This window comes from Klebsiella sp. K-3 (assembly GCF_051207495.1).
In the GTDB taxonomy this organism is placed as follows: Bacteria; Pseudomonadota; Gammaproteobacteria; order Enterobacterales; family Enterobacteriaceae; genus Klebsiella; species Klebsiella aerogenes.
This window is the reverse complement of record NZ_JBPNXF010000010.1, coordinates 1-23413: the sequence shown is the minus strand read 5'-3', so window position 1 is coordinate 23413 and position 23413 is coordinate 1. Positions and strand designations below refer to the sequence as shown.

Annotated in this window: 25 protein-coding genes; 16 read left to right on the top strand and 9 right to left on the bottom strand. The window is 55.1% G+C overall.

The window, feature by feature from the left end:
* Positions 1 to 7: 7 nt before the first annotated feature.
* Positions 8 to 1183 carry an efflux RND transporter periplasmic adaptor subunit gene (locus ACSEMK_RS17275; RefSeq protein WP_271031896.1) on the bottom strand — a complete coding sequence of 392 codons (1176 nt, stop codon included), beginning with the start codon at positions 1181 to 1183 and terminating at the stop codon, positions 8 to 10.
* A gap of 329 nt (positions 1184 to 1512) precedes the next feature.
* Here ACSEMK_RS17275 and ACSEMK_RS17270 point away from each other — a divergent pair, with 329 nt between their 5' ends.
* The 4 genes from ACSEMK_RS17270 to ACSEMK_RS17255 all read left to right on the top strand — a co-directional run bounded on the left by ACSEMK_RS17270 (position 1513) and on the right by ACSEMK_RS17255 (position 4319).
* Entirely contained in the window at positions 1513 to 1872 is a 360-nt protein-coding gene (locus ACSEMK_RS17270) for a helix-turn-helix domain-containing protein (protein WP_045393772.1), read from the top strand.
* Between the two features lie 117 nt (positions 1873 to 1989).
* A complete protein-coding gene (gene tolA, locus ACSEMK_RS17265; protein ID WP_430915287.1) occupies positions 1990 to 2394 on the top strand; it encodes a cell envelope integrity protein TolA in 405 nt (134 codons plus the stop codon).
* A gap of 88 nt (positions 2395 to 2482) precedes the next feature.
* A complete protein-coding gene (locus ACSEMK_RS17260) occupies positions 2483 to 3211 on the top strand; it encodes a MerR family transcriptional regulator (protein WP_430915288.1) in 729 nt (242 codons plus the stop codon).
* Positions 3212 to 3359: 148 nt separating this feature from the next.
* Positions 3360 to 4319 carry a YbgA family protein gene (locus ACSEMK_RS17255; RefSeq protein WP_430915289.1) on the top strand — a complete coding sequence of 320 codons (960 nt, stop codon included), beginning with the start codon at positions 3360 to 3362 and terminating at the stop codon, positions 4317 to 4319.
* Between the two features lie 33 nt (positions 4320 to 4352).
* Here the strand turns inward: ACSEMK_RS17255 and yajD are convergent, their stop codons facing one another.
* From yajD to icd, 3 genes are all read right to left on the bottom strand, one after another.
* The gene (gene yajD, locus ACSEMK_RS17250; protein WP_015367133.1) at positions 4353 to 4700 is read right to left on the bottom strand and encodes an HNH nuclease YajD; all 348 of its coding nucleotides are present in this window, start codon (positions 4698 to 4700) and stop codon (positions 4353 to 4355) included.
* A 134-nt stretch (positions 4701 to 4834) separates the two neighbouring features.
* The gene (locus tag ACSEMK_RS17245; protein ID WP_113374181.1) at positions 4835 to 5134 is read right to left on the bottom strand and encodes a hypothetical protein; all 300 of its coding nucleotides are present in this window, start codon (positions 5132 to 5134) and stop codon (positions 4835 to 4837) included.
* Between the two features lie 196 nt (positions 5135 to 5330).
* The gene (gene icd / locus ACSEMK_RS17240) at positions 5331 to 6581 is read right to left on the bottom strand and encodes an NADP-dependent isocitrate dehydrogenase (RefSeq protein WP_015705065.1); all 1251 of its coding nucleotides are present in this window, start codon (positions 6579 to 6581) and stop codon (positions 5331 to 5333) included.
* 239 nt (positions 6582 to 6820) lie between these two features.
* Here icd and rluE point away from each other — a divergent pair, with 239 nt between their 5' ends.
* The 8 genes from rluE to ACSEMK_RS17200 all read left to right on the top strand — a co-directional run bounded on the left by rluE (position 6821) and on the right by ACSEMK_RS17200 (position 14698).
* Positions 6821 to 7471: a 23S rRNA pseudouridine(2457) synthase RluE gene (gene rluE, locus ACSEMK_RS17235; protein WP_087857973.1), complete on the top strand. Its 651-nt coding sequence runs from the start codon at positions 6821 to 6823 to the stop codon at positions 7469 to 7471.
* A 21-nt stretch (positions 7472 to 7492) separates the two neighbouring features.
* Positions 7493 to 7951: an NUDIX hydrolase gene (locus ACSEMK_RS17230; RefSeq protein WP_020079131.1), complete on the top strand. Its 459-nt coding sequence runs from the start codon at positions 7493 to 7495 to the stop codon at positions 7949 to 7951.
* 56 nt (positions 7952 to 8007) lie between these two features.
* Positions 8008 to 9114: a tRNA 2-thiouridine(34) synthase MnmA gene (gene mnmA / locus ACSEMK_RS17225; RefSeq protein ID WP_015367143.1), complete on the top strand. Its 1107-nt coding sequence runs from the start codon at positions 8008 to 8010 to the stop codon at positions 9112 to 9114.
* A 56-nt stretch (positions 9115 to 9170) separates the two neighbouring features.
* A complete protein-coding gene (hflD, locus tag ACSEMK_RS17220) occupies positions 9171 to 9812 on the top strand; it encodes a high frequency lysogenization protein HflD (protein ID WP_015367144.1) in 642 nt (213 codons plus the stop codon).
* Positions 9813 to 9815: 3 nt separating this feature from the next.
* Complete coding sequence (gene purB, locus ACSEMK_RS17215; RefSeq protein WP_045393751.1) at positions 9816 to 11186, top strand: adenylosuccinate lyase; 1371 nt, start codon at positions 9816 to 9818, stop codon at positions 11184 to 11186.
* A 167-nt stretch (positions 11187 to 11353) separates the two neighbouring features.
* Positions 11354 to 12028 (top strand): two-component system response regulator PhoP, encoded by a 675-nt coding sequence (phoP, locus tag ACSEMK_RS17210; RefSeq protein ID WP_047046826.1) that lies wholly within the window; start codon positions 11354 to 11356, stop codon positions 12026 to 12028.
* Positions 12025 to 13491: a two-component system sensor histidine kinase PhoQ gene (gene phoQ / locus ACSEMK_RS17205; RefSeq protein WP_045393745.1), complete on the top strand. Its 1467-nt coding sequence runs from the start codon at positions 12025 to 12027 to the stop codon at positions 13489 to 13491. Before phoP ends, phoQ begins: the two co-directional genes overlap by 4 nt.
* An 85-nt stretch (positions 13492 to 13576) precedes the next feature.
* Positions 13577 to 14698 carry a cupin domain-containing protein gene (locus ACSEMK_RS17200; RefSeq protein WP_045375085.1) on the top strand — a complete coding sequence of 374 codons (1122 nt, stop codon included), beginning with the start codon at positions 13577 to 13579 and terminating at the stop codon, positions 14696 to 14698.
* A 395-nt stretch (positions 14699 to 15093) separates the two neighbouring features.
* Here the strand turns inward: ACSEMK_RS17200 and ACSEMK_RS17195 are convergent, their stop codons facing one another.
* Positions 15094 to 15585 (bottom strand): REP-associated tyrosine transposase, encoded by a 492-nt coding sequence (locus tag ACSEMK_RS17195; protein WP_430915290.1) that lies wholly within the window; start codon positions 15583 to 15585, stop codon positions 15094 to 15096.
* A gap of 89 nt (positions 15586 to 15674) precedes the next feature.
* Positions 15675 to 16898 (bottom strand): peptidase T, encoded by a 1224-nt coding sequence (gene pepT / locus ACSEMK_RS17190; RefSeq protein ID WP_087857977.1) that lies wholly within the window; start codon positions 16896 to 16898, stop codon positions 15675 to 15677.
* Positions 16899 to 17152: 254 nt separating this feature from the next.
* On the opposite strand from pepT, the gene potA reads away from it, so the two are divergent.
* The 4 genes from potA to potD are packed head-to-tail and all read left to right on the top strand — an operon-like array spanning position 17153 to position 20955.
* Positions 17153 to 18289 (top strand): spermidine/putrescine ABC transporter ATP-binding protein PotA, encoded by a 1137-nt coding sequence (gene potA, locus ACSEMK_RS17185; RefSeq protein ID WP_087857978.1) that lies wholly within the window; start codon positions 17153 to 17155, stop codon positions 18287 to 18289.
* Positions 18273 to 19130, top strand: coding sequence for a spermidine/putrescine ABC transporter permease PotB (gene potB, locus ACSEMK_RS17180; protein ID WP_113374186.1), 858 nt, complete (start codon positions 18273 to 18275; stop codon positions 19128 to 19130). Before potA ends, potB begins: the two co-directional genes overlap by 17 nt.
* Positions 19127 to 19912 (top strand): spermidine/putrescine ABC transporter permease PotC, encoded by a 786-nt coding sequence (gene potC / locus ACSEMK_RS17175; RefSeq protein WP_012968557.1) that lies wholly within the window; start codon positions 19127 to 19129, stop codon positions 19910 to 19912. The genes potB and potC overlap by 4 nt, the downstream gene beginning before the upstream one ends.
* Positions 19909 to 20955, top strand: a complete 1047-nt coding sequence (gene potD / locus ACSEMK_RS17170; protein ID WP_020079135.1) for a spermidine/putrescine ABC transporter substrate-binding protein PotD — start codon at positions 19909 to 19911, stop codon at positions 20953 to 20955. The genes potC and potD overlap by 4 nt, the downstream gene beginning before the upstream one ends.
* Before the next feature lie 80 nt (positions 20956 to 21035).
* On the opposite strand, the gene ACSEMK_RS17165 is transcribed toward potD, so the two are convergent.
* The 3 genes from ACSEMK_RS17165 to ACSEMK_RS17155 all read right to left on the bottom strand — a co-directional run.
* Positions 21036 to 22664: a long-chain fatty acid--CoA ligase gene (locus ACSEMK_RS17165; protein WP_430915299.1), complete on the bottom strand. Its 1629-nt coding sequence runs from the start codon at positions 22662 to 22664 to the stop codon at positions 21036 to 21038.
* A gap of 150 nt (positions 22665 to 22814) precedes the next feature.
* The gene (locus tag ACSEMK_RS17160; protein ID WP_015367155.1) at positions 22815 to 23102 is read right to left on the bottom strand and encodes a hypothetical protein; all 288 of its coding nucleotides are present in this window, start codon (positions 23100 to 23102) and stop codon (positions 22815 to 22817) included.
* Positions 23103 to 23247: 145 nt separating this feature from the next.
* Positions 23248 to 23413 (bottom strand): transketolase-like TK C-terminal-containing protein (locus ACSEMK_RS17155; RefSeq protein ID WP_435336619.1); only part of this gene is annotated, 166 nt, incomplete at its 5' end.

Sequence of the window (23413 nt, the reverse complement as noted above, 5' to 3'; positions counted from 1 at the left end):
TAAGGGATCAGTTGAGGGCGGCGCTGGTAGTCATGGCAACGTTCTTCGCGTTAACCGGCATCCCCGGCATAAACACTTTTTGTAAGCCATCGACGATAACTTTGTCGCCTGGGTTCAGCCCCTGTTTGACGATACGTAAACCGGCAGCCAGCCGCCCCGGCGCGATATCGCGACGCTGAGCTTTACCTTCTTTATCAACGATATAGACATATTTACGGTCCTGATCGGTCAGTACCGCTTTGTCGTCGATAAGCGTGGCTTTGAATTCAGCGCTGCCCGGCAAGCGGACGCGGGCAAAGAGTCCCGGCGTGAACAGACGCTGCGAATTGTCCAGCAGCGCGCGCATGCGGATCGTACCGGTGCTCGGCGTTAACTGATTATCCAGAAAATCCACTTTGCCCTGATGAGGGTAGCCCTCTTCGCCCACAAGGCCGATCTCAACCGGTAATGCCTGGTGGCTGCTGGAGGCCCCTTGCCCCCTGCGGGCAAGATTTTGATAGTGAAGATAGGTAGACTCATCCACGTCAAAGTAGACGTAAACCGTTTTCTGCGACACCAGCGTGGTAAGAACGCTGGCGGTATCGCCGGCGGTGACCAGATTACCGCTGGTGATTAACGCGCGGCTGGCGCGGCCGTCGATAGGCGCGGTCACTTTGGTGAAGTCCAGATTAAGCTGCGCGGCATCAACCGCCGCCTGCGCGGCGCGAATATCCGCTTGCGCCTGGACCGCGGCGGAGCGGCGCTGCTCCCACTCTTCCCGGGATACCAGGTTGGTATTGATTAATTTATCGGTGCGGTTTGCTTCACTGCGCGCCAGGCTGGCTTGCGTTTTCGCTCTTGCCAGGCTTGCCTGCGCCTGTTCCAGCGCGGCGCGATAGGTTCGATCGTCAATGGTGAATAACACCTCCCCCTTCTTCACCTCCTGACCGTCGGTGTAATTCACTTTATCAATGTAGCCAGAGACGCGGGGACGTAGTTGCACGCTTTCCACCGCCTCAATCCGGCCATTAAAGCTATCCCACTGACTAATGGATTTCACCACCACCTCAGCGGCGCTGACGGCAGGCGCTTGCGGCGCGGCGTTTTGCGCGACGCCTTCATCGCAGCCGGCGAGCAGCGCCGAGAGTAGCACCATACCTACTGAAGTCAGATGACGTTTTCCCCAGGTTTTTTGCAGGCTCATTATTTTTATTCCGGTAATTGTCGCCGCCGGGCAAGACGCTGCGGGAGACGCCGCGCCACTTCCTTTGTCCGGGCAGGCTTGAGGCCATTTGTGTCGTTCATCGCCACAAAACTGTAACAGTTGCGAATACACTATCGCGGCGATTGTAGGAAGGCGCTTAACTAAGTGCAAGAATAATTGTTGCACTTTCTGTGCTATTCCTCTGGCTGCAGAAAGGCCTGTTTACGGCAAGGCATTAATTGCAACAATAAAACTTGCAATTAATGCCAAAACGAGCCACCTTTAAATGCAACAATTAAAGATGCTTTTATAATTACGTGGAGCGCAAGATGAATACTGCTGCGGTAATTCATGATCTACTCGATTGGATCGACAATAATCTCGAGAGCCGTCTGGATATCGAGACCGTTGCCAGGCGCGCGGGCTATTCGAAATGGCACCTGCAGCGGATCTTCAAGGAGCACACCGGTTACCCTCTCGCTGAATATATTCGCATGCATAAGCTGCAAAGATCGGTCGAGCGCTTAGCCAACAGCGACGAGCCCATTTTAAACGTAGCGATAGCGCTGGGTTTCGACTCCCAGCAATCTTTTAACCGCAGCTTCAAACGCCAGTATGGTCAGGCGCCCGGCGCCTGGCGACGAAGCGTCTCCGGCTCTCAAACGCCACCACTGCGCTTACCGTCGTGATAATCGTCTCCAGGGAATCGGTGAGCGAACGGTAGAAGCACCTATGTTTAGCAGCTATCAGGTCGTAGCGCCTACCGTTATGATTGGCCCATACCAAACAAACAAGGACGCGTTACCATGCTGAACAAATCGCCGTTGGTGTTGTTATTGTTCCCTTTACTGCTGGCAGGTTGTCACCATCATCAGCCCACGCCGCGCGCGGCGGCGAGCGCCACCGAAGTAGACGACCTTTTCGCCAGCCTCCCTTCGACGAAGCCATCAAGTCGGGCTACCTACGCGTATCAGATAATGACCGCCGTCAAAGCCAAAATGCCTGATTCCGTGGAGTATCCCGGGCAAACCTGTCGTATTCGTTTGTCGCTGCAGCGTGATGGCACCGTAAATTCCGCTACCGTGGAAAAGGGTGATGAAGAACTATGCAACACTGTTGTAGCCGCATTTATGCAAGCAGACATTCCCGCCGCGCCGGATGATGACGCTTATCAGACGTTTAAAAATACGAGTATCGATTTTAAAGCATAAGACTAGCGCTTTATTACCAGCAACACGGCATTCAACCGGCCGTCATCCGTAGTATATTAGAAGCAATCTCGGTTATCAGGTAATTGCAATGTCTTACTCCATCGGCGAATTTTCCCGTCTTTGCGGCATCAACGCAACCACGCTGCGGGCCTGGCAACGCCGGTACGGCCTGCTTAAACCCGAGCGCACCGATGGAGGCCACCGCCTCTATAACGATAACGATGTCCAGCTGGCGCTGAAAATTCTCGACTGGGTAAAAAAAGGTGTTCCCGTAAGCCAGGTCAAACCGCTGTTGACCCGCCCTGATAGCGGCCCAGGCAATAACTGGCTTGTCCTGCAGGACAACATGCTGCAGCGGCTGAAAGAGGGAAAAATCGAATCCCTGCGCCAGCTGATTTACGACGCCGGTCGGGAATATCCCCGCCCTGAGCTGGTTACCAACGTATTGCGCCCGTTACGCAGTAAGGTATCGGCTAATGTGCCGGCGATGCAGACCCTGCGTGAGCTCCTCGACGGCATTATCATCTCCTACACCTCCTTTTGTCTTGAAGGCGATAAACGCGCGCCGGGCGATAACTATCTGATTACCGGCTGGCACCTGAGCGACCCATGTGAAATCTGGCTGGAAGCGCTCATGCGCACCGGACAAGGTCATCGCATTGATGTGCTGCCGATGCCGCCCACCGCGCTGGCCCCGGAAATATTCCCTCAACGCCGCTGGTTACTGGTGACCTCGGGCCAGCTCACCGCCGCACGCCAGAGGCAGATAGACCTCTGGCGCCAGCACGTTGCCTCTCTGGACGTTATCTCGCTGTAAAAAAGCTTTGCACCTGTGCGCGATGTTCTCCGCTAAAAAAGCACACCAAAAACTTGGACAAAAAATCATGATTGTGTAAGTTTAATATATCGGGTCGAACGCTTTTGCGGGACGGCTCATCCAGTGAGAACAAAGCGAGGAGTACGCCATGAATAAGCAACCTGTCATTGGCATCAGCGGCTGTTTAACCGGCTCGTCCGTGCGCTTTGATGGCGGACATAAACGATCGCCATTTGCGATGGATGAACTGGCGCCGTGGGTAACCTTCAAACCCATTTGTCCGGAAATGGCCATCGGCCTGGGCTCTCCTCGACCGGCCCTGCGCCTGGTGCAGACCGGCGCAGGTGAGATTCAGATGCGTTTTAGCAGCGACCCGCACGACGATGTCACGGGCAAAATGAAGAATTTTACCGCCGGTTACCTGCCTGGGCTCGGCGAATTAGCGGGTTTTATCGTCTGCGCCAAATCACCGAGCTGCGGTATGGAACGCGTGCGCCTGTATGATGAAAAAGGCAACCGTGGGCGCAAAGAAGGTACCGGCCTGTTTACCCGCGCGTTGATGGAAGCCTATCCGTGGTTGCCGGTAGAAGAGGATGGACGACTGCACGACCCGCAGTTAAGAGAGAATTTTGTCGAGCGTCTTTTCGCCCTACATGAACTGAATACGCTGCGGGCCAATGGCCTGACCCGTCGGGCGTTAATGGATTTTCATAGCCGCTATAAACTGCAGTTGCTGGCGCATCATCAGGCCGGCTATCGCGAAATTGGCCCTTTCGTCGCCTCGATGCATCAATGGCAGGACCTGGATGCCTTTTTCGTCGCCTACCGCGATAAACTGATGGCGATCCTGAAAAATACCGCCTCCAGGAAAAACCACACCAATGTGCTGATGCATATTCAGGGCTATTTCCGCGAACGGTTGAATAGCCGTCAGCGCGGTGAGCTGCGTGACGTGATACTACATTATCGCGCGGGGCTGCTCCCTATTCTGGCGCCCGTGACGCTGCTTAAGCACTACCTGGCCGAATATCCCGACCGCTATCTGCAGACGCAGAACTATTTTGATCCCTACCCGCAGGATTTAGCCCTGCGTCTGGGCGTCAATTAGCAGCCAGGCTATGCGCATTACGACGAAGCGTAGCTACTTCTTCTTGTTCATCATGGCTTTTAAATCGGCAAAAGGATTGTAGGTGGCTTCACCGACATCCTTTTGCGCATCTTCACCGGCCACCACTCTTGTACCGTACTGGTCGGCCTCAGTGTACTTGGAATGCTCGTGATCGTGACAATACAGACACAATAGTTCCCAGTTGCTGCCATCTTCCGGGTTATTGGTATGATCGTGATCGATGTGATGTACCGTCAGTTCACGCAGGTTGGAGTAGACAAACTCGCGCGAGCAGCGTCCGCAGACCCATGGATAAATTTTAAGCGCCTTCTCGCGATAGCCACTTTCCAGGCGGGCATAGTTTTTAGGGATCAAAGCCATGGCAGATGTTACCTGTGATAAAGAGATAATTTACGATAATAGCGCCAATATAGCGTAAAACGGAGCAGGAAAGGAAATCGATGCGCAGACGTGAGCAGTAGCTAAATCCCGGCGTGGCGCCGGGAAGAGGATTATTAATGGCTGGTCACTGCCGCCGCTGCGACCGGATGATCCGCTGAAGCGACAACCGTGGTACGCGCAACTGGGTGGCGACCGTTATCGCTGGTTGCCGCCGCCACCGCCACCGGATGGTCAGCCGAAGCGACAGCCGCGGTGCGCGCCACCGGATGGTTACCGTTATCGCCGGTTGCCGCCGCTACCGCCACCGGATGATCGGCTGAGGCTACGGCTGCGGTCCTTGCGACCGGATGGTAACCCGCGAAGGCAGAAATACTTGCTGATGCTAATACCAGGGTCAGAATAATCTTTTTCATAATATCACCTCTAATAATAATAACCTGAAAAAACCAGGCAAAATATGGCAATAAATACAGCCAATGGATGATTTACCGTAGCAAGCGGCAGCGGGCATGAATAGCTCACTGTTATTTAATTATGGATAACCCGGTACAAAGCAAATAAAAACGGGAACCCTTAGGCTCCCGTTTCGCATTAATCCAGAAAAATGGATTACATGTTTTTGATGATAGCGTCGCCGAACTCAGAGCATTTCAGCAGTTTCGCGCCTTCCATCAGACGTTCGAAGTCATAGGTCACGGTCTTGGCAGCGATTGCGCCTTCCATGCCTTTAACGATCAGGTCTGCGGCTTCGAACCACTGCATGTGACGCAGCATCATTTCTGCAGACAGGATGATGGAACCTGGATTCACTTTATCCTGGCCGGCATATTTCGGCGCAGTACCATGGGTGGCTTCGAACAGCGCGCACTCGTCGCCAATGTTGGCGCCCGGCGCGATACCGATACCGCCAACCTGCGCCGCCAGGGCGTCAGAAATGTAGTCGCCGTTCAGGTTCATACAGGCGATAACATCGTATTCAGCCGGACGCAGCAGGATTTGCTGCAGGAACGCATCGGCGATCACGTCTTTAACCACGATCTCTTTGCCGGTGTTCGGGTTCTTGATTTTCACCCACGGGCCGCCGTCGATCAGCTCACCGCCGAACTCTTCGCGAGCCAGCTGGTAACCCCAGTCTTTGAACGCGCCTTCGGTGAACTTCATGATGTTGCCTTTGTGCACCAGGGTCACGGAATCACGATCGTTGGTGATCGCGTATTCGATAGCGGCGCGTACCAGGCGTTTGGTACCTTCTTCAGAGCACGGCTTGATGCCGATACCGCAATGTTCCGGGAAGCGAATTTTCTTCACGCCCATCTCATCGCGCAGGAATTTGATAACTTTGTCAGCTTCGGCAGAATCTGCTTTCCACTCGATACCCGCATAAATATCTTCGGAGTTTTCGCGGAAGATAACCATATCGGTCAGTTCCGGGTGTTTAACCGGGCTCGGGGTACCCTGATAGTAACGTACCGGGCGCAGGCAAACGTAGAGATCCAGCTCCTGACGCAGCGCCACGTTCAGAGAACGGATACCGCCGCCAACTGGCGTCGTCAGTGGACCTTTAATAGCAACGCGGTAATCACGAATCAGATCGAGGGTTTCAGCAGGCAGCCAGACATCCTGGCCGTAAACGTGGGTAGATTTTTCACCGGTGTAAACTTCCATCCAGGAAATTTTACGCTCGCCTTTATAGGCTTTCTCAACGGCGGCATCAACCACTTTCAGCATCGCTGGGGTAACGTCAACACCGATACCATCGCCTTCAATGAACGGGATAATCGGGTTATGAGGGACGTTCAGTTTGCCGTTTTGCAGGGTGATTTTCTGACCTTCCGCCGGAACTACTACTTTGCTTTCCATTAACCTCTCCTTCGAGCGCTTCTGGTTCTGCTCTTCCCTCTTCACGCGAGCCTGGTGTTGGCTTAGTCGGCCTACTCCTGAGTACCGGGTCGCCCCGCTAACCGGAGATTCGCGTCCGTGTTGCCTTCCTGCCTGTATTGCGAATCGGTTTGAGCAATTTTTTGTTAATAATTTGTAATGAGCATGTCAATACTACCTGAATGTTTGCGTCCATGAAAGGCATTCGTAATTAGGCTATAATGCGGCAATTGAGAGAGCCTGAAAATACCATGCAGAAAACTTCATTTAGAAAACATCGCGTTGAGCGATTCAGCACACAACAAGTGACCAGACAACGTAAAGAACGCCAGCTTAAAACTGTGATCTTGTTCAATAAACCCTACGATGTGTTGCCGCAATTTACCGACGAGTCCGGGCGCAGCACGCTGAAGGATTTTATTCCGGTCGCCGGCGTTTACGCCGCCGGTCGTCTTGACCGCGACAGCGAAGGTTTGCTGGTGCTGACCAACGATGGCGCGCTCCAGGCAAAACTGACCCAGCCCGGTAAGCGCACCGGCAAGATTTATTACGTTCAAGTGGAAGGCGAACCTACAGAAGACGCGCTCAGCGCGCTGCGCGACGGAGTGACGCTAAACGATGGACCCACCCTACCTGCCGGCGTGGAGCTGGTGGATGAACCCGCCTGGCTTTGGCCGCGCAATCCGCCGATTCGCGAGCGTAAATCGATTCCCACTCGCTGGCTAAAAATCACCCTCTATGAGGGGCGCAACCGTCAGGTTCGTCGGATGACCGCCCATGTCGGTTTCCCGACGCTAAGGCTAATTCGCTACGCCATGGGCGGCTATACGCTTGATGGCTTAGCCAACGGCGAATGGCGCCAAACCGAATAACCGCATTCATAAGGAAGCTCGATGTTTAAACCGCACGTCACCGTCGCCTGCGTGGTTCACGCCAAAGGCAAATTCCTGATTGTTGAAGAGACGATTAACGGCAAAGCGCTATGGAACCAGCCAGCCGGTCATCTCGAAGCCAATGAGACTCTGGCGCAGGCCGCCGAGCGTGAATTGTGGGAAGAGACCGGTATTCGCGCCGCGCCGCAGCACTTCATCCGCATGCACCAGTGGCAAGCCCCGGATAATACGCCGTTCCTGCGCTTTCTGTTTGCCATTGAGCTTAACGATACGTGCGCTACTGAACCGCATGATAGCGACATCGACCGCTGTCTGTGGCTCAACGCTGAAGAAATTCTTAACGCTAAAAACCTGCGCTCGCCGCTGGTGGCGGAAAGCATTCGCAGCTATCAGCAGGATCCGCGGCATCCGCTGTCGCTGATTGCGGAATTTAACTGGCCGTTCACAGGGGGTGCCTGAACGGTTGACGCGTGCTAGAATACGCCGCCTTGAAGTTCAATGTGGTGAGTATTCCAATGTCAGAAAGTCCAAAAAAAGTGATCGTCGGCATGTCCGGCGGCGTCGATTCCTCTGTTTCCGCCTACCTTCTGCAACAGCAAGGGTATAAGGTGGAAGGCCTGTTCATGAAGAACTGGGAGGAAGACGACGGTGAGGAATACTGCACCGCCGCTGCCGACCTCGCCGACGCGCAAGCCGTCTGCGATAAGCTCGGTATTGAATTGCATACCGTCAACTTTGCCGCAGAATACTGGGATAACGTCTTCGAGCTGTTCCTCGAAGAGTATAAAGCAGGCCGTACGCCGAACCCGGATATCCTGTGCAACAAAGAGATCAAATTCAAAGCCTTCCTTGAGTTCGCCGCAGAAGACCTCGGCGCTGATTACATCGCCACCGGTCACTACGTGCGCCGCGCCGATGTCAACGGCAAAAGCCAACTGTTGCGCGGGCTCGACGGTAATAAAGACCAGAGCTATTTCCTCTACACCCTCAGCCACGAACAAATCGCGCAAAGTCTGTTCCCGGTCGGTGAGCTGGAAAAGCCGCAGGTGCGTAAAATCGCCGAAGAGCTGGATCTTATCACCGCGAAGAAAAAAGACTCTACCGGCATCTGCTTTATCGGCGAGCGTAAATTCCGCGACTTCCTGGGCCGCTATCTGCCTGCGCAGCCGGGCAAAATCATCACCGTCGACGGCGATGAGATCGGCGAACACCAAGGGCTGATGTATCACACCCTCGGCCAGCGTAAAGGGCTCGGCATCGGCGGCACCAAAGAAGGTAGCGAAGATCCGTGGTACGTGGTCGATAAAGACGTGGAAAACAACGTGCTGATCGTCGCCCAGGGTCACGATCACCCGCGTCTGATGTCCGTCGGCCTGATTGCCCAGCAGCTACACTGGGTCGATCGTCAGCCGCTGCAGGGCACCCTTCGCTGCACGGTGAAAACCCGCTACCGCCAGACCGACATCCCCTGCACCGTGAAGGCGCTGGATGACGACCGCATCGAGGTTATCTTTGATGAACCCGTCGCTGCCGTGACGCCGGGACAGTCGGCTGTTTTCTATAGCGGCGAAGTGTGTCTCGGCGGCGGAATTATCGAACAGCGTCTGCCGCTGGCGTCTTGATCGACCATTTTCCGCCGGATGCCTGATTAACGCCCGGCGGGTTACAAGGAGTAAGCGTGGCGAAGAATTATTATGACATCACTCTGGCGTTGGCGGGCGTATGCCAGGCGGCGCGGCTGGTTCAGCAACTGGCGCATCAGGGGCATTGCGACAGCGACGCCCTGCACGTTTCGCTGAACAGCATCATCGATCTCGACCCGGATTCAACGCTGGCGGTATTCGGTGGGAGTGAAGCCAATCTTCGTCTCGGGCTTGAGACTCTGCTCGGCGTGCTGAATACCAGCAGCCGTCAGGGCCTCAACGCGGAGCTCACCCGCTACACATTAAGCCTGATGGTGCTGGAACGTAAACTCGCCGCCAGCAAAGGGGCGATGGATACCCTCGGCAACCGCATCGGCGGCCTGCGCCGTCAGTTAGAACATTTTGATCTACAATCTGAAACGCTGCTCAGCGCGATGGCCGGCATTTACGTTGACGTCATCAGCCCGCTGGGGCCGCGCATTCAGGTCACCGGTTCTCCTGCCGTGCTGCAAAGCCCGCAGGTTCAGGCGAAGGTACGCTCTACCCTGCTCGCCGGCATTCGTTCCGCCGTGCTCTGGCATCAGGTTGGCGGCGGACGTCTGCAGCTCATGTTTTCTCGCAATCGTCTGGTTAACCAGGCAAAACAAATTCTTGCTCATTTAACCCCGGAGTTATGATTTATGGAATTATCCTCACTGACCGCCGTTTCCCCCGTAGACGGCCGCTACGGCGATAAAGTCAGCGCGCTGCGCGGTATCTTCAGCGAATTCGGTTTGCTGAAATTCCGTGTACAGGTAGAAGTCCGCTGGCTGCAAAAACTGGCCGCGCACGCAGCGATCAAGGAAGTTCCTGCTTTTGCTGCCGACGCAAACGGTTTCCTTGATAAAATCGTTGCCGACTTCAGCGTAGAGGACGCGGAGCGTATCAAAACCATCGAACGCACCACCAACCACGACGTGAAAGCGGTAGAATATTTCCTCAAGGAAAAAGTCGCCGATATCGCCGAGCTGCACGCGGTGTCAGAATTCATTCACTTCGCCTGTACTTCTGAAGACATCAATAACCTGTCGCATGCGCTGATGCTGAAAACCGCACGTGACGAAGTGGTTCTGCCGTACTGGCGTAAACTGATTGACGCGATTAAAGATTTGGCGACCCAATACCGTGACGTGCCGCTGCTTTCTCGTACCCACGGTCAACCGGCGACCCCGTCCACCATGGGCAAAGAGATGGCTAACGTCGCCTACCGTATGGAGCGCCAGTACCGTCAGCTGAACCAGGTGGAAATCCTCGGTAAAATCAACGGCGCGGTCGGTAACTACAACGCCCACATCGCCGCCTATCCGGAAGTTGACTGGCATCAGTTCAGCGAAGAGTTCGTTACCTCGCTGGGTATTCAGTGGAACCCGTACACCACCCAGATTGAGCCGCACGACTACATCGCCGAACTGTTTGATTGCATCGCGCGCTTCAATACCATCCTGATCGATTTCGATCGCGATGTGTGGGGCTACATCGCGCTCAACCACTTCAAACAGAAAACCATCGCGGGTGAAATCGGCTCTTCAACCATGCCGCATAAAGTGAACCCGATTGACTTCGAAAACTCCGAAGGCAATCTGGGCCTGGCGAACGCCGTGATGCAGCACCTGGCCAGCAAGCTCCCGGTTTCCCGCTGGCAGCGCGACCTGACCGACTCCACCGTGCTGCGTAACCTCGGCGTGGGCATCGGCTATGCGCTGATCGCGTACCAATCCACCCTGAAAGGCGTGAGCAAGCTGGAGCTGAACCAGGATCGTCTGCTGGACGAACTGGATCACAACTGGGAAGTGCTGGCTGAGCCGATCCAGACGGTGATGCGCCGCTACGGTATCGAAAAGCCGTACGAGAAGCTGAAAGAGCTGACCCGCGGTAAGCGCGTTGACGCCGAAGGTATGCAGCAGTTCATCGACGGCCTGCCGCTGCCGGAAGCAGAAAAAATCCGCCTGAAGGCGATGACCCCGGCTAACTACATCGGCCGCGCGATCACCATGGTCGACGAGCTGAAGTAACCAGCCTGCCTCAGGTAGCATGGGCAATCTCTTCGCGCATGCTACCTGGCAACCTTCCACTTTCCACGCAAAAAAATCTCTCTCCCGCCTGGTTTAAATAATGTTTACCCCCAGCGCCACATAATCGCGTTAAACTATTCAAATCGAAAATGAAATGGAGAATGGGCATGCGCGTACTCGTCGTTGAGGATAATGCTCTGCTGCGCCATCACCTCAAGGTCCAGCTACAGGAACTGGGGCATCAGGTGGATGCCGCGGAAGATGCAAAGGAAGCAGATTACTACCTGGGCGAGCATATCCCGGATGTCGCCATCGTTGACCTTGGCCTGCCGGATGAAGACGGCCTGTCGCTGATCCGCCGCTGGCGTAGTCACGACGTATCGGTACCGGTACTGGTACTGACCGCCCGTGAAGGCTGGCAGGATAAAGTCGAGGTGCTGAGCGCCGGCGCCGATGACTACGTCACCAAACCCTTCCATATCGAAGAGGTCGCCGCCCGCATGCAGGCGTTGCTGCGTCGCAATAGCGGCCTGGCGTCACAGGTAATTTCGATTCCGCCTTTCCAGGTTGACTTATCGCGCCGCGAATTATCGGTCAATGACCAGCCGATTAAGCTCACCGCCTTTGAGTACACCATTATGGAAACGCTAATCCGCAACCGCGGCAAAGTGGTGAGCAAAGATTCGCTGATGCTGCAGCTCTATCCGGATGCCGAACTCCGCGAAAGCCACACTATTGATGTACTGATGGGGCGGCTGCGTAAGAAAATCCAGACGCAATATCCGCAAGAGGTGATCACCACCGTGCGCGGTCAGGGCTACTTATTCGAACTGCGCGGATGAAAGGCGTGTTGCGACATATTCTCCCGCTTTCACTGCGCGTCCGCTTCCTGCTGGCGACGGCCGCCGTGGTGCTGATCCTGTCGCTGGCCTACGGCATGGTTGCGCTGGTAGGCTACAGCGTCAGTTTCGATAAAACCACTTTCCGCCTGCTGCGCGGCGAGAGCAACCTGTTCTACATGCTGGCGAAGTGGGAAAATAACCACATCGATGTCGATATTCCGGAACACCTGAATATGCAGAGCCCGACGGTGACGCTGATTTACGACGCCAAAGGTAAACTGCTGTGGGCACAGCATGACGTCCCCTGGCTGGTGAAGCGGATCCAACCTGAATGGCTGAAAAGCAACGGCTTTCATGAAATCGAAGCCGATGTAGGCAGCAGTAGTATGCTGCTGCGCAATAATGATGAAATTCGCGAGCAGCTTGACGCCATCCGCGAGGAAGATGACTCCTCGGAGATGACGCACTCGGTGGCGATTAATCTCTATCCGGCCACCGCGAAGATGCCGCAATTAAGCATTGTGGTGGTCGACACCATTCCGGTGGAGCTAAAACGCTCTTACATGGTGTGGAGCTGGTTTATCTACGTGCTGGCGGCCAACCTGTTGCTGGTCATCCCGCTGCTGTGGCTTGCCGCCTGGTGGAGTTTACGCCCTATCGAATCACTGGCGAAAGAGGTCCGCGAGCTGGAAGAACATCATCGTGAGAGGCTCGATTCTCACACCACTCGTGAACTTACCGGCCTGGTCAGTAACCTCAATCGCCTGCTGAAAAGCGAACGTGACCGCTACGACAAATACCGAACCACCCTCACTGACTTAACCCACAGCCTGAAAACACCGCTGGCGGTGCTGCAAAGCACCCTACGTTCGCTGCGCGGCGAGAAAATTAGCGTCAGCGAAGCGGAGCCGGTGATGCTGGAGCAGATTAGCCGCATATCGCAGCAAATCGGCTACTATCTGCACCGCGCCAGCATGCGCAGCGGCAATGCGCTTCTCAGCCGCGAACTACACCCGATCGCCCCACTGCTGGATAGCCTGACCTCTGCTTTAAATAAGGTCTACCAGCGTAAAGGGGTTAACATCACGCTGGATATTTCGCCGGAGATAAGCTTTGTCGGCGAGCAGAACGACTTTATGGAAGTGATGGGCAACGTGCTCGATAACGCCTGCAAGTACTGTCTGGAGTTTGTCGAAGTCTCGGTACGCCAGACCAACGACAACCAGCTGCATATTCTGGTGGAGGACGACGGTCCCGGAATTCCCCGCAACCAGCGCACGGCGGTGTTCGATCGCGGCCAGCGCGCCGATACGTTGCGTCCGGGTCAGGGGGTAGGCCTGTCTGTCGCCCGCGATATCGTTGAACAGTACGACGGCGATATCCTGACCGGCGACAGCCTGCTCGGCGGCGCCTGCATGGAAGTTATCTTTGGCCGCCAGCTTCCTGATGATAAAGAGAGCTAACGCAACAGTTTTTTAACGGCGCCTGCATCGCCGCGGCGCCGCATCCGTTATAATCCCAGACAGACACCTGCTGTGGAATATAAATATGGACTATCAATTAACGCTAAACTGGCCCGACTTTATCGAACGCTACTGGCAAAAACGCCCGGTAGTGTTAAAGCGCGGCTTCGCCAATTTCATCGACCCAATCAGCCCGGATGAACTGGCCGGCCTGGCCATGGAGAGCGAGGTCGACAGCCGTCTGGTGAGTCATCAGGACGGAAAATGGCAGGTCAGCCATGGTCCATTTGAAAGCTACGATCATCTTAGCGAAAACAACTGGTCGCTGCTGGTGCAAGCGGTGAACAACTGGCACGAGCCGACGGCGGCGTTGATGCATCCCTTCCGTGCCCTACCGGACTGGCGTATCGATGACCTGATGATCTCCTTCTCCGTCCCCGGCGGCGGCGTGGGCCCGCACCTTGATCAATACGACGTGTTTATCATTCAGGGTACCGGCCGCCGGCGCTGGCGCGTGGGCGAAAAGGTACCGATGAAACAGCACTGCCCGCATCCGGATCTGCTGCAGGTTGATCCGTTTGAAGCCATCATCGATGAAGAGATGGAACCTGGCGATATTCTCTACATTCCGCCAGGATTCCCGCATGAAGGCTATTCGCTGGAAAATTCGCTTAACTATTCGGTCGGCTATCGTGCGCCGAACGCTCGCGAGCTGTTCAGCGGCTTTGCTGACTATATTTTGCAACGAGAACTGGGTAGCCAGCGCTATGCCGACCCGGACGTGCCATCCCGCGACCATCCGGCCGATATTCTGCCGGTTGAGCTGGATCGTCTGCGCGAGATGATGCTGGGGCTGATTAACCAGCCTGAGCACTTTAAGCAGTGGTTTGGCGAGTTCATTACCCAATCCCGCCACGAGCTTGACGTGGCGCCGCCGGAGCCGCCATATCAGCCAGATGAAATTTACGATGCGCTGCAGCAGGGCGATAAGCTCGCCCGCCTCGGCGGCTTGCGCGTGCTGCGAATCGATGGCGAAGTGTTCGTCAACGGCGAGAAAATCAATTCTCCGCACCGCCCGGCGCTTGACGCGCTGGCAACGCACCTGTCGCTGCGCGCCGAACATTTCGGCGATGCGCTGGAAGACCCGTCGTTCCTCGCCATGCTGGCGGCGCTGGTCAACAGCGGCTATTGGTTCTTCGAGGACTGAGTCGGCACTCTGCCCGGTGGCGCTGCGCTTACCGGGCCTACAACGGCATCAACCACACCCTGCCCGGTGGCGCTACGCTTACCGGGCCTACAAACCACATCAACCCACACCCTGCCCGGTGCGCTGCGCTTACCGGGCCTACAAACCACATCAACCCACACCCTGCCCGGTGCGCTGCGCTTACCGGGCCTACAACGGCATCAACAACACCCTGCCCGGTGGCGCTACGCTTACCGGGCCTACAAACGGGCATCAACCACACCCTGCCCGGTGGCACTGCGCTTACCGGGCCGACAAACAGCATCAACCCACACCCTGCCCGGCGGCGCGCTTACCGGGCCGACAAATGGCATCGGTACCGTAGGCCGGATAAGGCGTAGCCGCCATCCGGCATATTACCGCCGCTCTCCGGCATCTATTTCGACCGTATCCCCAGCCCAATCCTCAGGATATAACCCTTTCCTCACATCGCGGTGGAACGTTGAATATGGCCAATCCCTCACGCATCCAACAAGCCGATGTTTCACTGGATTGATATAAACGTAATCCATATGGCGCCGATAATCTTCATCATTACGGATGGTATGTTCCCAAAAACGCGGCTGCCAGATCTGGTTTTGCGCTAACGCACGCGTAAAAGACTTTTTAATTTCCCGCCAACGAGCGGAATAATCGGAATCACCCTCCGGTAACGTCCAGATACAGTGCATATGCTCAGGTAACACAACCCAACTGTTAATCTGAAAAGGTCTTTTACGTTTAGCACAGGCTATCGCGGCACGAAGATGATCAATATGTCGTGTCAGCAGATCGCTGTGGCGATTTTGCAGGTTTACGGTGAAGAACCAGCAGCCGCCGGGGATATAACTACGGCGATAATTTGACATCAGAGGTTCCCTCCTCTTCAGCTTAGATGGACTCTTTTTGCCCGGTGGCGGCTCACGCCTTACCGGGCCTACAGGACCGGGCTCTGGATTTAGCGTTTTGCCGTCAGCTCCGCAATCCGCACAATCACCCGCACGGCTTTTTCCATACCCTCCAGAGTGACAAACTCGTGCTTACCGTGATAGTTATAGCCGCCGGTAAACAGATTCGGGCACGGTAACCCCATGAAAGAGAGTTGGGCGCCGTCGGTACCGCCGCGGATTGGCTTTATCTGCGGCTCGATATCGCAGTCCACCATCGCCTGACGCGCGATGTCCACTACGTGCGGATGGGCAATCACCTTCTCATGCATGTTGTAATAACTATCTTCGATCACCAGTTCGATGTAGCAATCCGGATGTAGCCCTTTACCGACCTTTTTGGCGATCTCCATCATTTTGCGTTTGCGCGCTTCAAACTGCTTGCGATCGAAATCACGCAAAATGTAGTGCATCTCCGCCCGGTCAACGCTGCCCTTGATACTGGTCAGGTGATAAAAGCCCTCATAACCGTCGGTGGTTTCCGGTGCCTCACTGGCCGGCACTTCGGCGTGAATACGCGCCGCCAACGATAAAGCGTTAACCATCACCCCTTTCGCGGTGCCGGGATGCACATTATTGCCAACAATTTTAATGGTCACCGAGGCGGCATTGAAATTTTCAAACTCCAGTTCGCCGACCCCGCCGCCATCCACAGTGTACGCCCAGCGGGCATCAAACGCGGCGACGTCAAAGTGCTTCGCGCCTTTGCCGACTTCTTCATCCGGCGTGAAGGCGACGCGAATATCGCCGTGAGGAATCTTTTTCGCCTGCAGCGTCGCCAGCGCCGTCATGATCTCTGCGATGCCCGCTTTATCGTCGGCGCCGAGCAGCGTTTTACCGTCGGTGGTGATAAGCGTCTGGCCTAACAGTTGATGCAGAACCGGGAACATCACCGGCGACAACACTTCATCGCCGATGCCGAGGGCGATATCGCCGCCGCGGTAGTTTTCGACAATTTGCGGATTCACGTTCTTACCGCTGAAATCCGGCGAGGTATCAACGTGGGAAATAAAACCGATGGCCGGGATTTCGCCTGCGACGTTGGCCGGCAGGGTCCCCATCACCGTGCCCTTCTCACTTAACGTCACGTTGACCAGCCCCATCTCTTCCAGCTGGTTCTGCAGCAAGCGCAGCAGCTTCCACTGCCCTTCGGTACTGGGAACCTGACGCACGCCAGGCTTCGATTGCGTATCTAAAGAAACATACTGCAGAAAACGCTCAAGCAATTTATCCATGTGGCCACCCTCTTTTTTTGTGACAACATTATCAATAAGGGCGAAAAGACAAATATTGCGTCAGGTCATTTTTAGCCCGTAAACCAAAATTTAATACATTTACGTGCATTATGTGTAAAGGTGATACACCGCGGTACAACAATGATTGGCGATTACAATCGTTTGCCGTAAAATGCTGGCCCTTATTAATTATGTGCAACCCCAAAGGTGGTTAATCACAAACCCCGCAGCGATCCCTTTTCCGTTGCGTCTACATGGGACAGAGTCAAAAATTGAATATACAACCGCGTTCGCTTTCTCCGCTGGTACAACTGGCGGGAATTCGCAAAAGCTTTGATGGTAAGACCGTTATCTCCGATCTCAACTTAACCATCAATAATGGTGAATTTCTCACCCTGCTTGGCCCCTCTGGCTGCGGTAAAACAACCGTTCTTCGTCTAATTGCTGGTCTGGAAAGCGTCGATATCGGACGTATCCACCTGGAAGACCAGGATATTACCCATGTCCCGGCGGAAAACCGCCACGTCAATACCGTATTCCAAAGCTATGCGCTTTTCCCGCACATGACCGTGTTCGAAAACGTCGCCTTCGGCCTGCGGATGCAGAAAACCCCGGCGGCAGAAATCACCCCGCGGGTGGTGGACGCATTGAAAATGGTACAGCTCGAAGAGTTTGCCCAGCGTAAGCCTCACCAGCTCTCCGGCGGCCAGCAGCAGCGCGTCGCCATCGCCCGGGCGGTGGTCAACAAACCGCGTCTGCTGCTGCTTGATGAATCCCTCTCAGCGCTCGACTACAAGCTGCGTAAGCAGATGCAGAACGAACTCAAAGCGCTACAGCGCAAGCTGGGCATCACTTTTGTTTTCGTCACCCATGACCAGGAAGAAGCCCTGACCATGTCCGACCGCATTGTGGTAATGCGCGATGGCAAAATCGAGCAGGACGGTACCCCGCGTGAAATCTACGAAGAGCCGAAGAATCTGTTCGTCGCCAGTTTTATCGGCGAAATCAACATCTTCAACGCGACCGTTATTGAACGCCTGGATGAACAGCGCGTACGCGCCTGCGTCGAAGGCCGCGAGTGCAATATCTATGTCAACTTCGCCGTTGAAAAAGGGCAACAGTTGAACGTTCTGCTGCGCCCGGAAGATCTCCGCGTTGATGAAATTCATCACGGCAGCGAAGCGGATGGCCTTATCGGTTACGTGCGCGAACGCAACTACAAGGGGATGACCCTTGAGTCAGTTGTTGAGCTGGAAAACGGCAAGATGGTTATGGTCAGCGAATTCTTCAATGAAGACGATCCGGACTTTGACCACTCACTCGACCAGAAAATGGCGATTAACTGGGTAGAAAGCTGGGAGGTTGTGCTGGCCGATGAAGAACACCAGTAAATTCCAAAATGTGGTGATCGCCACCATCGTGGGTTGGCTTGTGCTGTTCGTCTTTCTGCCCAACCTGATGATCATCGCCACCAGCTTCCTGACCCGCGACGATGCGAACTTCGTCAAAATGGTCTTCACGCTGGATAACTACTCGCGGCTGCTGGATCCGCTCTATTACGATGTGCTGCTGCACTCGTTGAATATGGCGCTGCTGGCGACCCTCGCCTGCCTGGCGTTGGGCTACCCGTTCGCGTGGTTCCTGGCGCGCTTGCCGCAAAAGGTACGCCCGCTGCTGCTGTTCCTGCTGATCGTCCCGTTCTGGACGAACTCGCTGATCCGCATCTATGGGCTGAAGATTTTCCTCAGTACCAAAGGCTATCTGAACGAGTTCCTGCTGTGGTTAGGGATTATCGATACGCCGGTACGCATTATGTACACGCCGTCAGCGGTGATTATCGGCCTGGTCTATATTTTGCTGCCGTTTATGGTGATGCCGCTCTACTCCAGCATTGAGAAACTGGATCGCCCGCTGCTGGAGGCGGCAAAAGATCTCGGCGCCAGCAAGCTGCAGACTTTTATCCGCATCATTATTCCACTGACCATGCCGGGAATTATCGCCGGCTGTCTGCTGGTGATGCTGCCGGCAATGGGGCTCTTTTACGTCTCAGACCTGATGGGCGGCGCCAAAAATCTGCTGATCGGCAACGTTATCAAGAGTCAGTTCCTTAATATCCGCGACTGGCCATTCGGCGCGGCAACCAGTATTACCTTAACGCTGGTGATGGGGCTGATGTTGTTGATTTACTGGCGCGCGGCGCGCCTGCTGAATAAAAAGGTGGAGCTGGAATGATCGGTCGACTGCTGCGCGGCGGCTTTATGACCGCCATTTACGCGTATCTCTACATCCCTATTATTATTCTGATCGTTAACTCGTTTAACCGTTCACGCTTTGGTATCAACTGGCAAGGCTTCACCACCGACTGGTATAGCCTGTTGATGAATAACGATAGCCTGCTGCAGGCCGCCCAGCACTCGCTGACCATGGCGGTGCTGTCGGCAACCTTCGCCACGCTTATCGGCTCGCTCACCGCCGTGGCGCTGTATCGCTACCGTTTTCGCGGTAAGCCGTTCGTCAGCGGAATGCTATTCGTCGTGATGATGTCCCCGGATATCGTGATGGCTATCTCCCTGCTGGTGCTGTTTATGCTGATCGGTATTCAATTGGGTTTCTGGTCGCTGCTGTTTTCGCATATCACCTTCTGCCTGCCATTCGTGGTGGTGACCGTGTTCTCTCGCCTGAAAGGCTTTGATGTGCGCATGCTGGAAGCGGCGAAAGATCTCGGCGCCAGCGAGATGACCATCCTGCGCAAAATCATCCTGCCGCTGGCACTGCCGGCGGTAGCGGCCGGGTGGCTATTGAGCTTTACCCTGTCGATGGATGACGTGGTGGTCTCTTCGTTCGTTACGGGTCCGGGTTATGAAATCCTGCCGCTGAAGATCTACTCCATGGTGAAGGTCGGCGTTTCACCAGAAGTGAACGCGCTGGCGACGATTCTGTTGGTTCTTTCGCTGGTGATGGTTATCGCCAGTCAGTTAATTGCACGTGATAAAACTCAGGGGACGTTAAAATGAAAAAATGGTCACGCCACCTGCTCGCTGCGGGCGCTCTGGCTTTGGGCATGGGCGCCGCGCAGGCGGACGATAGCAAAACGCTCTACTTCTATAACTGGACCGAATACGTGCCGCCAGGCCTGCTGGAACAGTTCACCAAAGAGACCGGCATCAAGGTGATCTATTCGACCTACGAGTCGAATGAAACCATGTACGCCAAGCTCAAAACCTATAAAGACGGCGCTTACGATCTGGTGGTGCCATCAACCTATTTCGTCGACAAAATGCGCAAAGAAGGCATGCTGCAAAAGATTGACAAGAGCAAGCTGAGTAACTTCAGCAACCTCGATCCGCAGATGCTGAACAAACCTTTCGACCCGAATAACGACTACTCGATTCCCTACATCTGGGGCGCGACGGCAATCGGCGTCAATAGCGATGCTATCGACCCGAAAACCGTAACCAGTTGGGCCGACCTGTGGAAACCGGAATATAAAAGCAGCCTGCTGCTGACCGACGACGCGCGCGAGGTGTTCCAGATGGCGCTGCGCAAACTGGGCTATTCCGGCAACACCACCGATCCAAAAGAGATTGAAGCGGCTTATAACGAGCTGAAAAAGCTGATGCCAAACGTCGCGGCGTTCAACTCCGATAACCCGGCAAACCCGTATATGGAAGGTGAAGTGAACCTTGGCATGGTCTGGAACGGTTCCGCTTATGTCGCGCGTCAGGCTGGCACCCCGCTGGAAGTGATTTGGCCAAAAGAAGGCGGCATTTTCTGGATGGATAGCCTGTCGATTCCGGCGAATGCCAAAAACGTTGACGGCGCGCTTAAGTTGATTAACTTCCTGCTGCGCCCTGATGTCGCGAAACAGGTAGCCGAAACTATCGGTTATCCGACGCCAAACCTGGCCGCGCGCAAAATGCTCAGCCCGGAAGTCGCCAACGATAAATCGCTGTATCCGGATGCCGCCACTATCGAAAAAGGCGAATGGCAAAATGACGTCGGCAGCGCCAGCGCCATTTATGAAGAGTATTACCAGAAACTGAAAGCCGGGCGCTAACCCCGTAAGGCGGAACCCTGGTTCCGCCTTTTTTCCCCTACCCGCCTGATGCTATAGATAATACACAGACTCAGCGGTGGTCATCTTTCTTCGCGCATTAAAATCTGGCCGTACTCGTCACGAAGGCGATTTTTAAGCACCTTACCGGTGGCGCTAACCGGCAACGCATCGATAAAAATTATGCGGTCGGGGATCTGCCATTTTGGCACCCGCTCCTGATACCAGACCAGCAGGTCGGCCTCTTCGACTTCGCCCCCGTCAGCGCGGACGCATAGCAACACCGGGCGTTCATCCCAACGCGGATGACGTGCGGCAATCGCTGCGGCGCTGCGCACCGCAGGATGGGCGATGGCGATATTCTCCAGCTCGACGGTTGAGATCCACTCCCCGCCAGATTTAATAATATCTTTCGCCCGATCGTGGATAACCAGATAGCCGTTAACGTCGAGGGTGCCGATATCGCCGGTATCAAACCAGCCATCAGCGGTCAGCGCACTCTCATCGCGACCAAAATAGTGATCGACCACCCAGTGGCCGCGAACCTGCAAATATCCCTGACTTTTGCCATCACAAGGCAGCGGTTTCCCGTCGATATCCACCACCCGCAGATCAATGCCGAAAATCGGCCGTCCCTGCCCATCACTCTGCTGACGCTGCAGCTCCGCCGGGAGTGCGGCGTGCTTACTGAGCAGCGTATTGATCGTGCCAATGGGCGACGTTTCCGTCATCCCCCAGGCATGGATCAACTCAATATCATAATCGCGCTTAAACGCTTCTCTCATCGATGGCGGTAACGCCGAGCCACCGACGAAGGAGCGCTTGAAATAAGGCAGGCGAAGATCCGATTTACGCAGCGCCGCCAGCAGTCCGGCCCAAATCACCGGTACGCCAAAAGCCACGCTGACCTTCTCGGCGCTCAGCAGACGCAGCAGGCTATCGCCATCCAGGTGCGGCCCCGGCAACACCAGACGCGCGCCGACCATCGCGGCAATAAACGGCGTCCCCCAGGCGTTAACGTGGAACATCGGCACGACCGGCAACAGCGTATCTTGCGCTGAAATGCCTGCACCGTCCGGCTGGTTGCCGCTTAGCGCATGCAGCACCAGCGAGCGATGGGTATTCAGTACGCCTTTCGGCCTGCCGGTGGTGCCTGAGGTATAACAAAGCGAAGCAGGCGTCAGCTCATTCAATGTAGGCCAGGAATAGTCGGCATCCCCCTGCTGCAACAGCTGGTCATAAAAGCGTAATGACGGCAGTAAATCCTGCACGTCTTCACTTTGCGGCTCCATCAATACGATATATTTAACCGTCGGTAGCTGCGGCTGCAGTTGCCGTATTAATGGCAGGAAAGTCTGGTCAATAAACAGCACCTCATCGGCGGCATCATTGATGATATACAACAGATGTTCGACCGACAGCCGCGGATTGATAGTGTGCGTCACCCAACCGCCGGACGCGACGGCGAAATAGATTTCGAGATGACGACGGTTATTCCACGCTAACGTACCGCAGCGGGCGCCAGCGGGCAGACCCAGCGTTGCCAGCACCGAGCCCAGTCGTCGGGCGTTGCGGGCCACTTCTCCCCAACAGCTACGTTCTATTTCTCCGGCAGTACTCACCGAGACAATTTCCGTCTCGCGATGATACTGCGCCGCGTGTTCGAGTAGCGCTGAGGTCGTTAAGTGCTGATAAATCATCGGCGAAGGCATCACAGGCTCTCCTTATACAGGCTGATGGGCATGGCGGATGGAATCGCCGCAGGGTCTTCCACGATAACGATCAACACCGCGGCAGAGACAGGATAAAGATGGGATTGATGACGAGGCAGCCGGAAGCTGCCCGCCGATAAACGCCAGGTGCTACGCGCGCAGCGGATGGACGCGGGATTTGATCAACGCGTCCTCAACATCGAAATGGCTTAAAGGATAGTTGCTGGCCACCAGGTAGAAACGGCCATCCTGCGCTGGATATTCGTGAACATGATAGTTCACCATTTTCGGCGCAACCATCGGCTCATCATCAACGGTGCGTTTAGCATCTGAGGCATACTTTGAACGTACGGCCAGGCGGGTAGATTTAATATCGCTGTAAGTTTCGCCATGGTGCTCGTCGCCGAGGATCAGGTAATCAACGTACTCAGGTGGCATCTCACGCTCCTTCTTGGTCGCCAGAGAGTAAGAATATGCCATAAACGACGGCAGCATATCGCTTCGGTAGTCACAATATTGCAACTAAAAAATAACACATTATGAGTATCGCCCGGCAACGTTCCGGGCGATAGCGGTGAGACGATTACAGCAGTGCTTTCGCTTTGGCGACAACGTTGTCAACGGTGAAGCCGAACTCTTCAAACAGCTGCTCTGCCGGCGCAGACTCACCGAAGGTGGTCATGCCAACGATGGCGCCGTTCAGGCCCACGTATTTGAACCAGTAGTCCGCGATAGCGGCTTCTACCGCC

Excerpts from the sequence above, each read along its gene's own strand:
- ACSEMK_RS17275 (WP_271031896.1), bottom strand. The coding sequence starts at position 1,183 with ATGAGCCTGCAAAAAACCTGGGGAAAACGTCATCTGACTTCAGTAGGT.
- ACSEMK_RS17270 (WP_045393772.1), top strand. The coding sequence starts at position 1,513 with ATGAATACTGCTGCGGTAATTCATGATCTACTCGATTGGATCGACAAT.
- tolA (WP_430915287.1), top strand. The coding sequence starts at position 1,990 with ATGCTGAACAAATCGCCGTTGGTGTTGTTATTGTTCCCTTTACTGCTG.
- ACSEMK_RS17260 (WP_430915288.1), top strand. The coding sequence starts at position 2,483 with ATGTCTTACTCCATCGGCGAATTTTCCCGTCTTTGCGGCATCAACGCA.
- ACSEMK_RS17255 (WP_430915289.1), top strand. The coding sequence starts at position 3,360 with ATGAATAAGCAACCTGTCATTGGCATCAGCGGCTGTTTAACCGGCTCG.
- yajD (WP_015367133.1), bottom strand. The coding sequence starts at position 4,700 with ATGGCTTTGATCCCTAAAAACTATGCCCGCCTGGAAAGTGGCTATCGC.
- ACSEMK_RS17245 (WP_113374181.1), bottom strand. The coding sequence starts at position 5,134 with ATGAAAAAGATTATTCTGACCCTGGTATTAGCATCAGCAAGTATTTCT.
- icd (WP_015705065.1), bottom strand. The coding sequence starts at position 6,581 with ATGGAAAGCAAAGTAGTAGTTCCGGCGGAAGGTCAGAAAATCACCCTG.
- rluE (WP_087857973.1), top strand. The coding sequence starts at position 6,821 with ATGCGGCAATTGAGAGAGCCTGAAAATACCATGCAGAAAACTTCATTT.
- ACSEMK_RS17230 (WP_020079131.1), top strand. The coding sequence starts at position 7,493 with ATGTTTAAACCGCACGTCACCGTCGCCTGCGTGGTTCACGCCAAAGGC.
- mnmA (WP_015367143.1), top strand. The coding sequence starts at position 8,008 with ATGTCAGAAAGTCCAAAAAAAGTGATCGTCGGCATGTCCGGCGGCGTC.
- purB (WP_045393751.1), top strand. The coding sequence starts at position 9,816 with ATGGAATTATCCTCACTGACCGCCGTTTCCCCCGTAGACGGCCGCTAC.
- phoP (WP_047046826.1), top strand. The coding sequence starts at position 11,354 with ATGCGCGTACTCGTCGTTGAGGATAATGCTCTGCTGCGCCATCACCTC.
- phoQ (WP_045393745.1), top strand. The coding sequence starts at position 12,025 with ATGAAAGGCGTGTTGCGACATATTCTCCCGCTTTCACTGCGCGTCCGC.
- ACSEMK_RS17200 (WP_045375085.1), top strand. The coding sequence starts at position 13,577 with ATGGACTATCAATTAACGCTAAACTGGCCCGACTTTATCGAACGCTAC.
- ACSEMK_RS17195 (WP_430915290.1), bottom strand. The coding sequence starts at position 15,585 with ATGTCAAATTATCGCCGTAGTTATATCCCCGGCGGCTGCTGGTTCTTC.
- pepT (WP_087857977.1), bottom strand. The coding sequence starts at position 16,898 with ATGGATAAATTGCTTGAGCGTTTTCTGCAGTATGTTTCTTTAGATACG.
- potA (WP_087857978.1), top strand. The coding sequence starts at position 17,153 with ATGGGACAGAGTCAAAAATTGAATATACAACCGCGTTCGCTTTCTCCG.
- potB (WP_113374186.1), top strand. The coding sequence starts at position 18,273 with ATGAAGAACACCAGTAAATTCCAAAATGTGGTGATCGCCACCATCGTG.
- potC (WP_012968557.1), top strand. The coding sequence starts at position 19,127 with ATGATCGGTCGACTGCTGCGCGGCGGCTTTATGACCGCCATTTACGCG.
- potD (WP_020079135.1), top strand. The coding sequence starts at position 19,909 with ATGAAAAAATGGTCACGCCACCTGCTCGCTGCGGGCGCTCTGGCTTTG.
- ACSEMK_RS17165 (WP_430915299.1), bottom strand. The coding sequence starts at position 22,664 with ATGCCTTCGCCGATGATTTATCAGCACTTAACGACCTCAGCGCTACTC.
- ACSEMK_RS17160 (WP_015367155.1), bottom strand. The coding sequence starts at position 23,102 with ATGCCACCTGAGTACGTTGATTACCTGATCCTCGGCGACGAGCACCAT.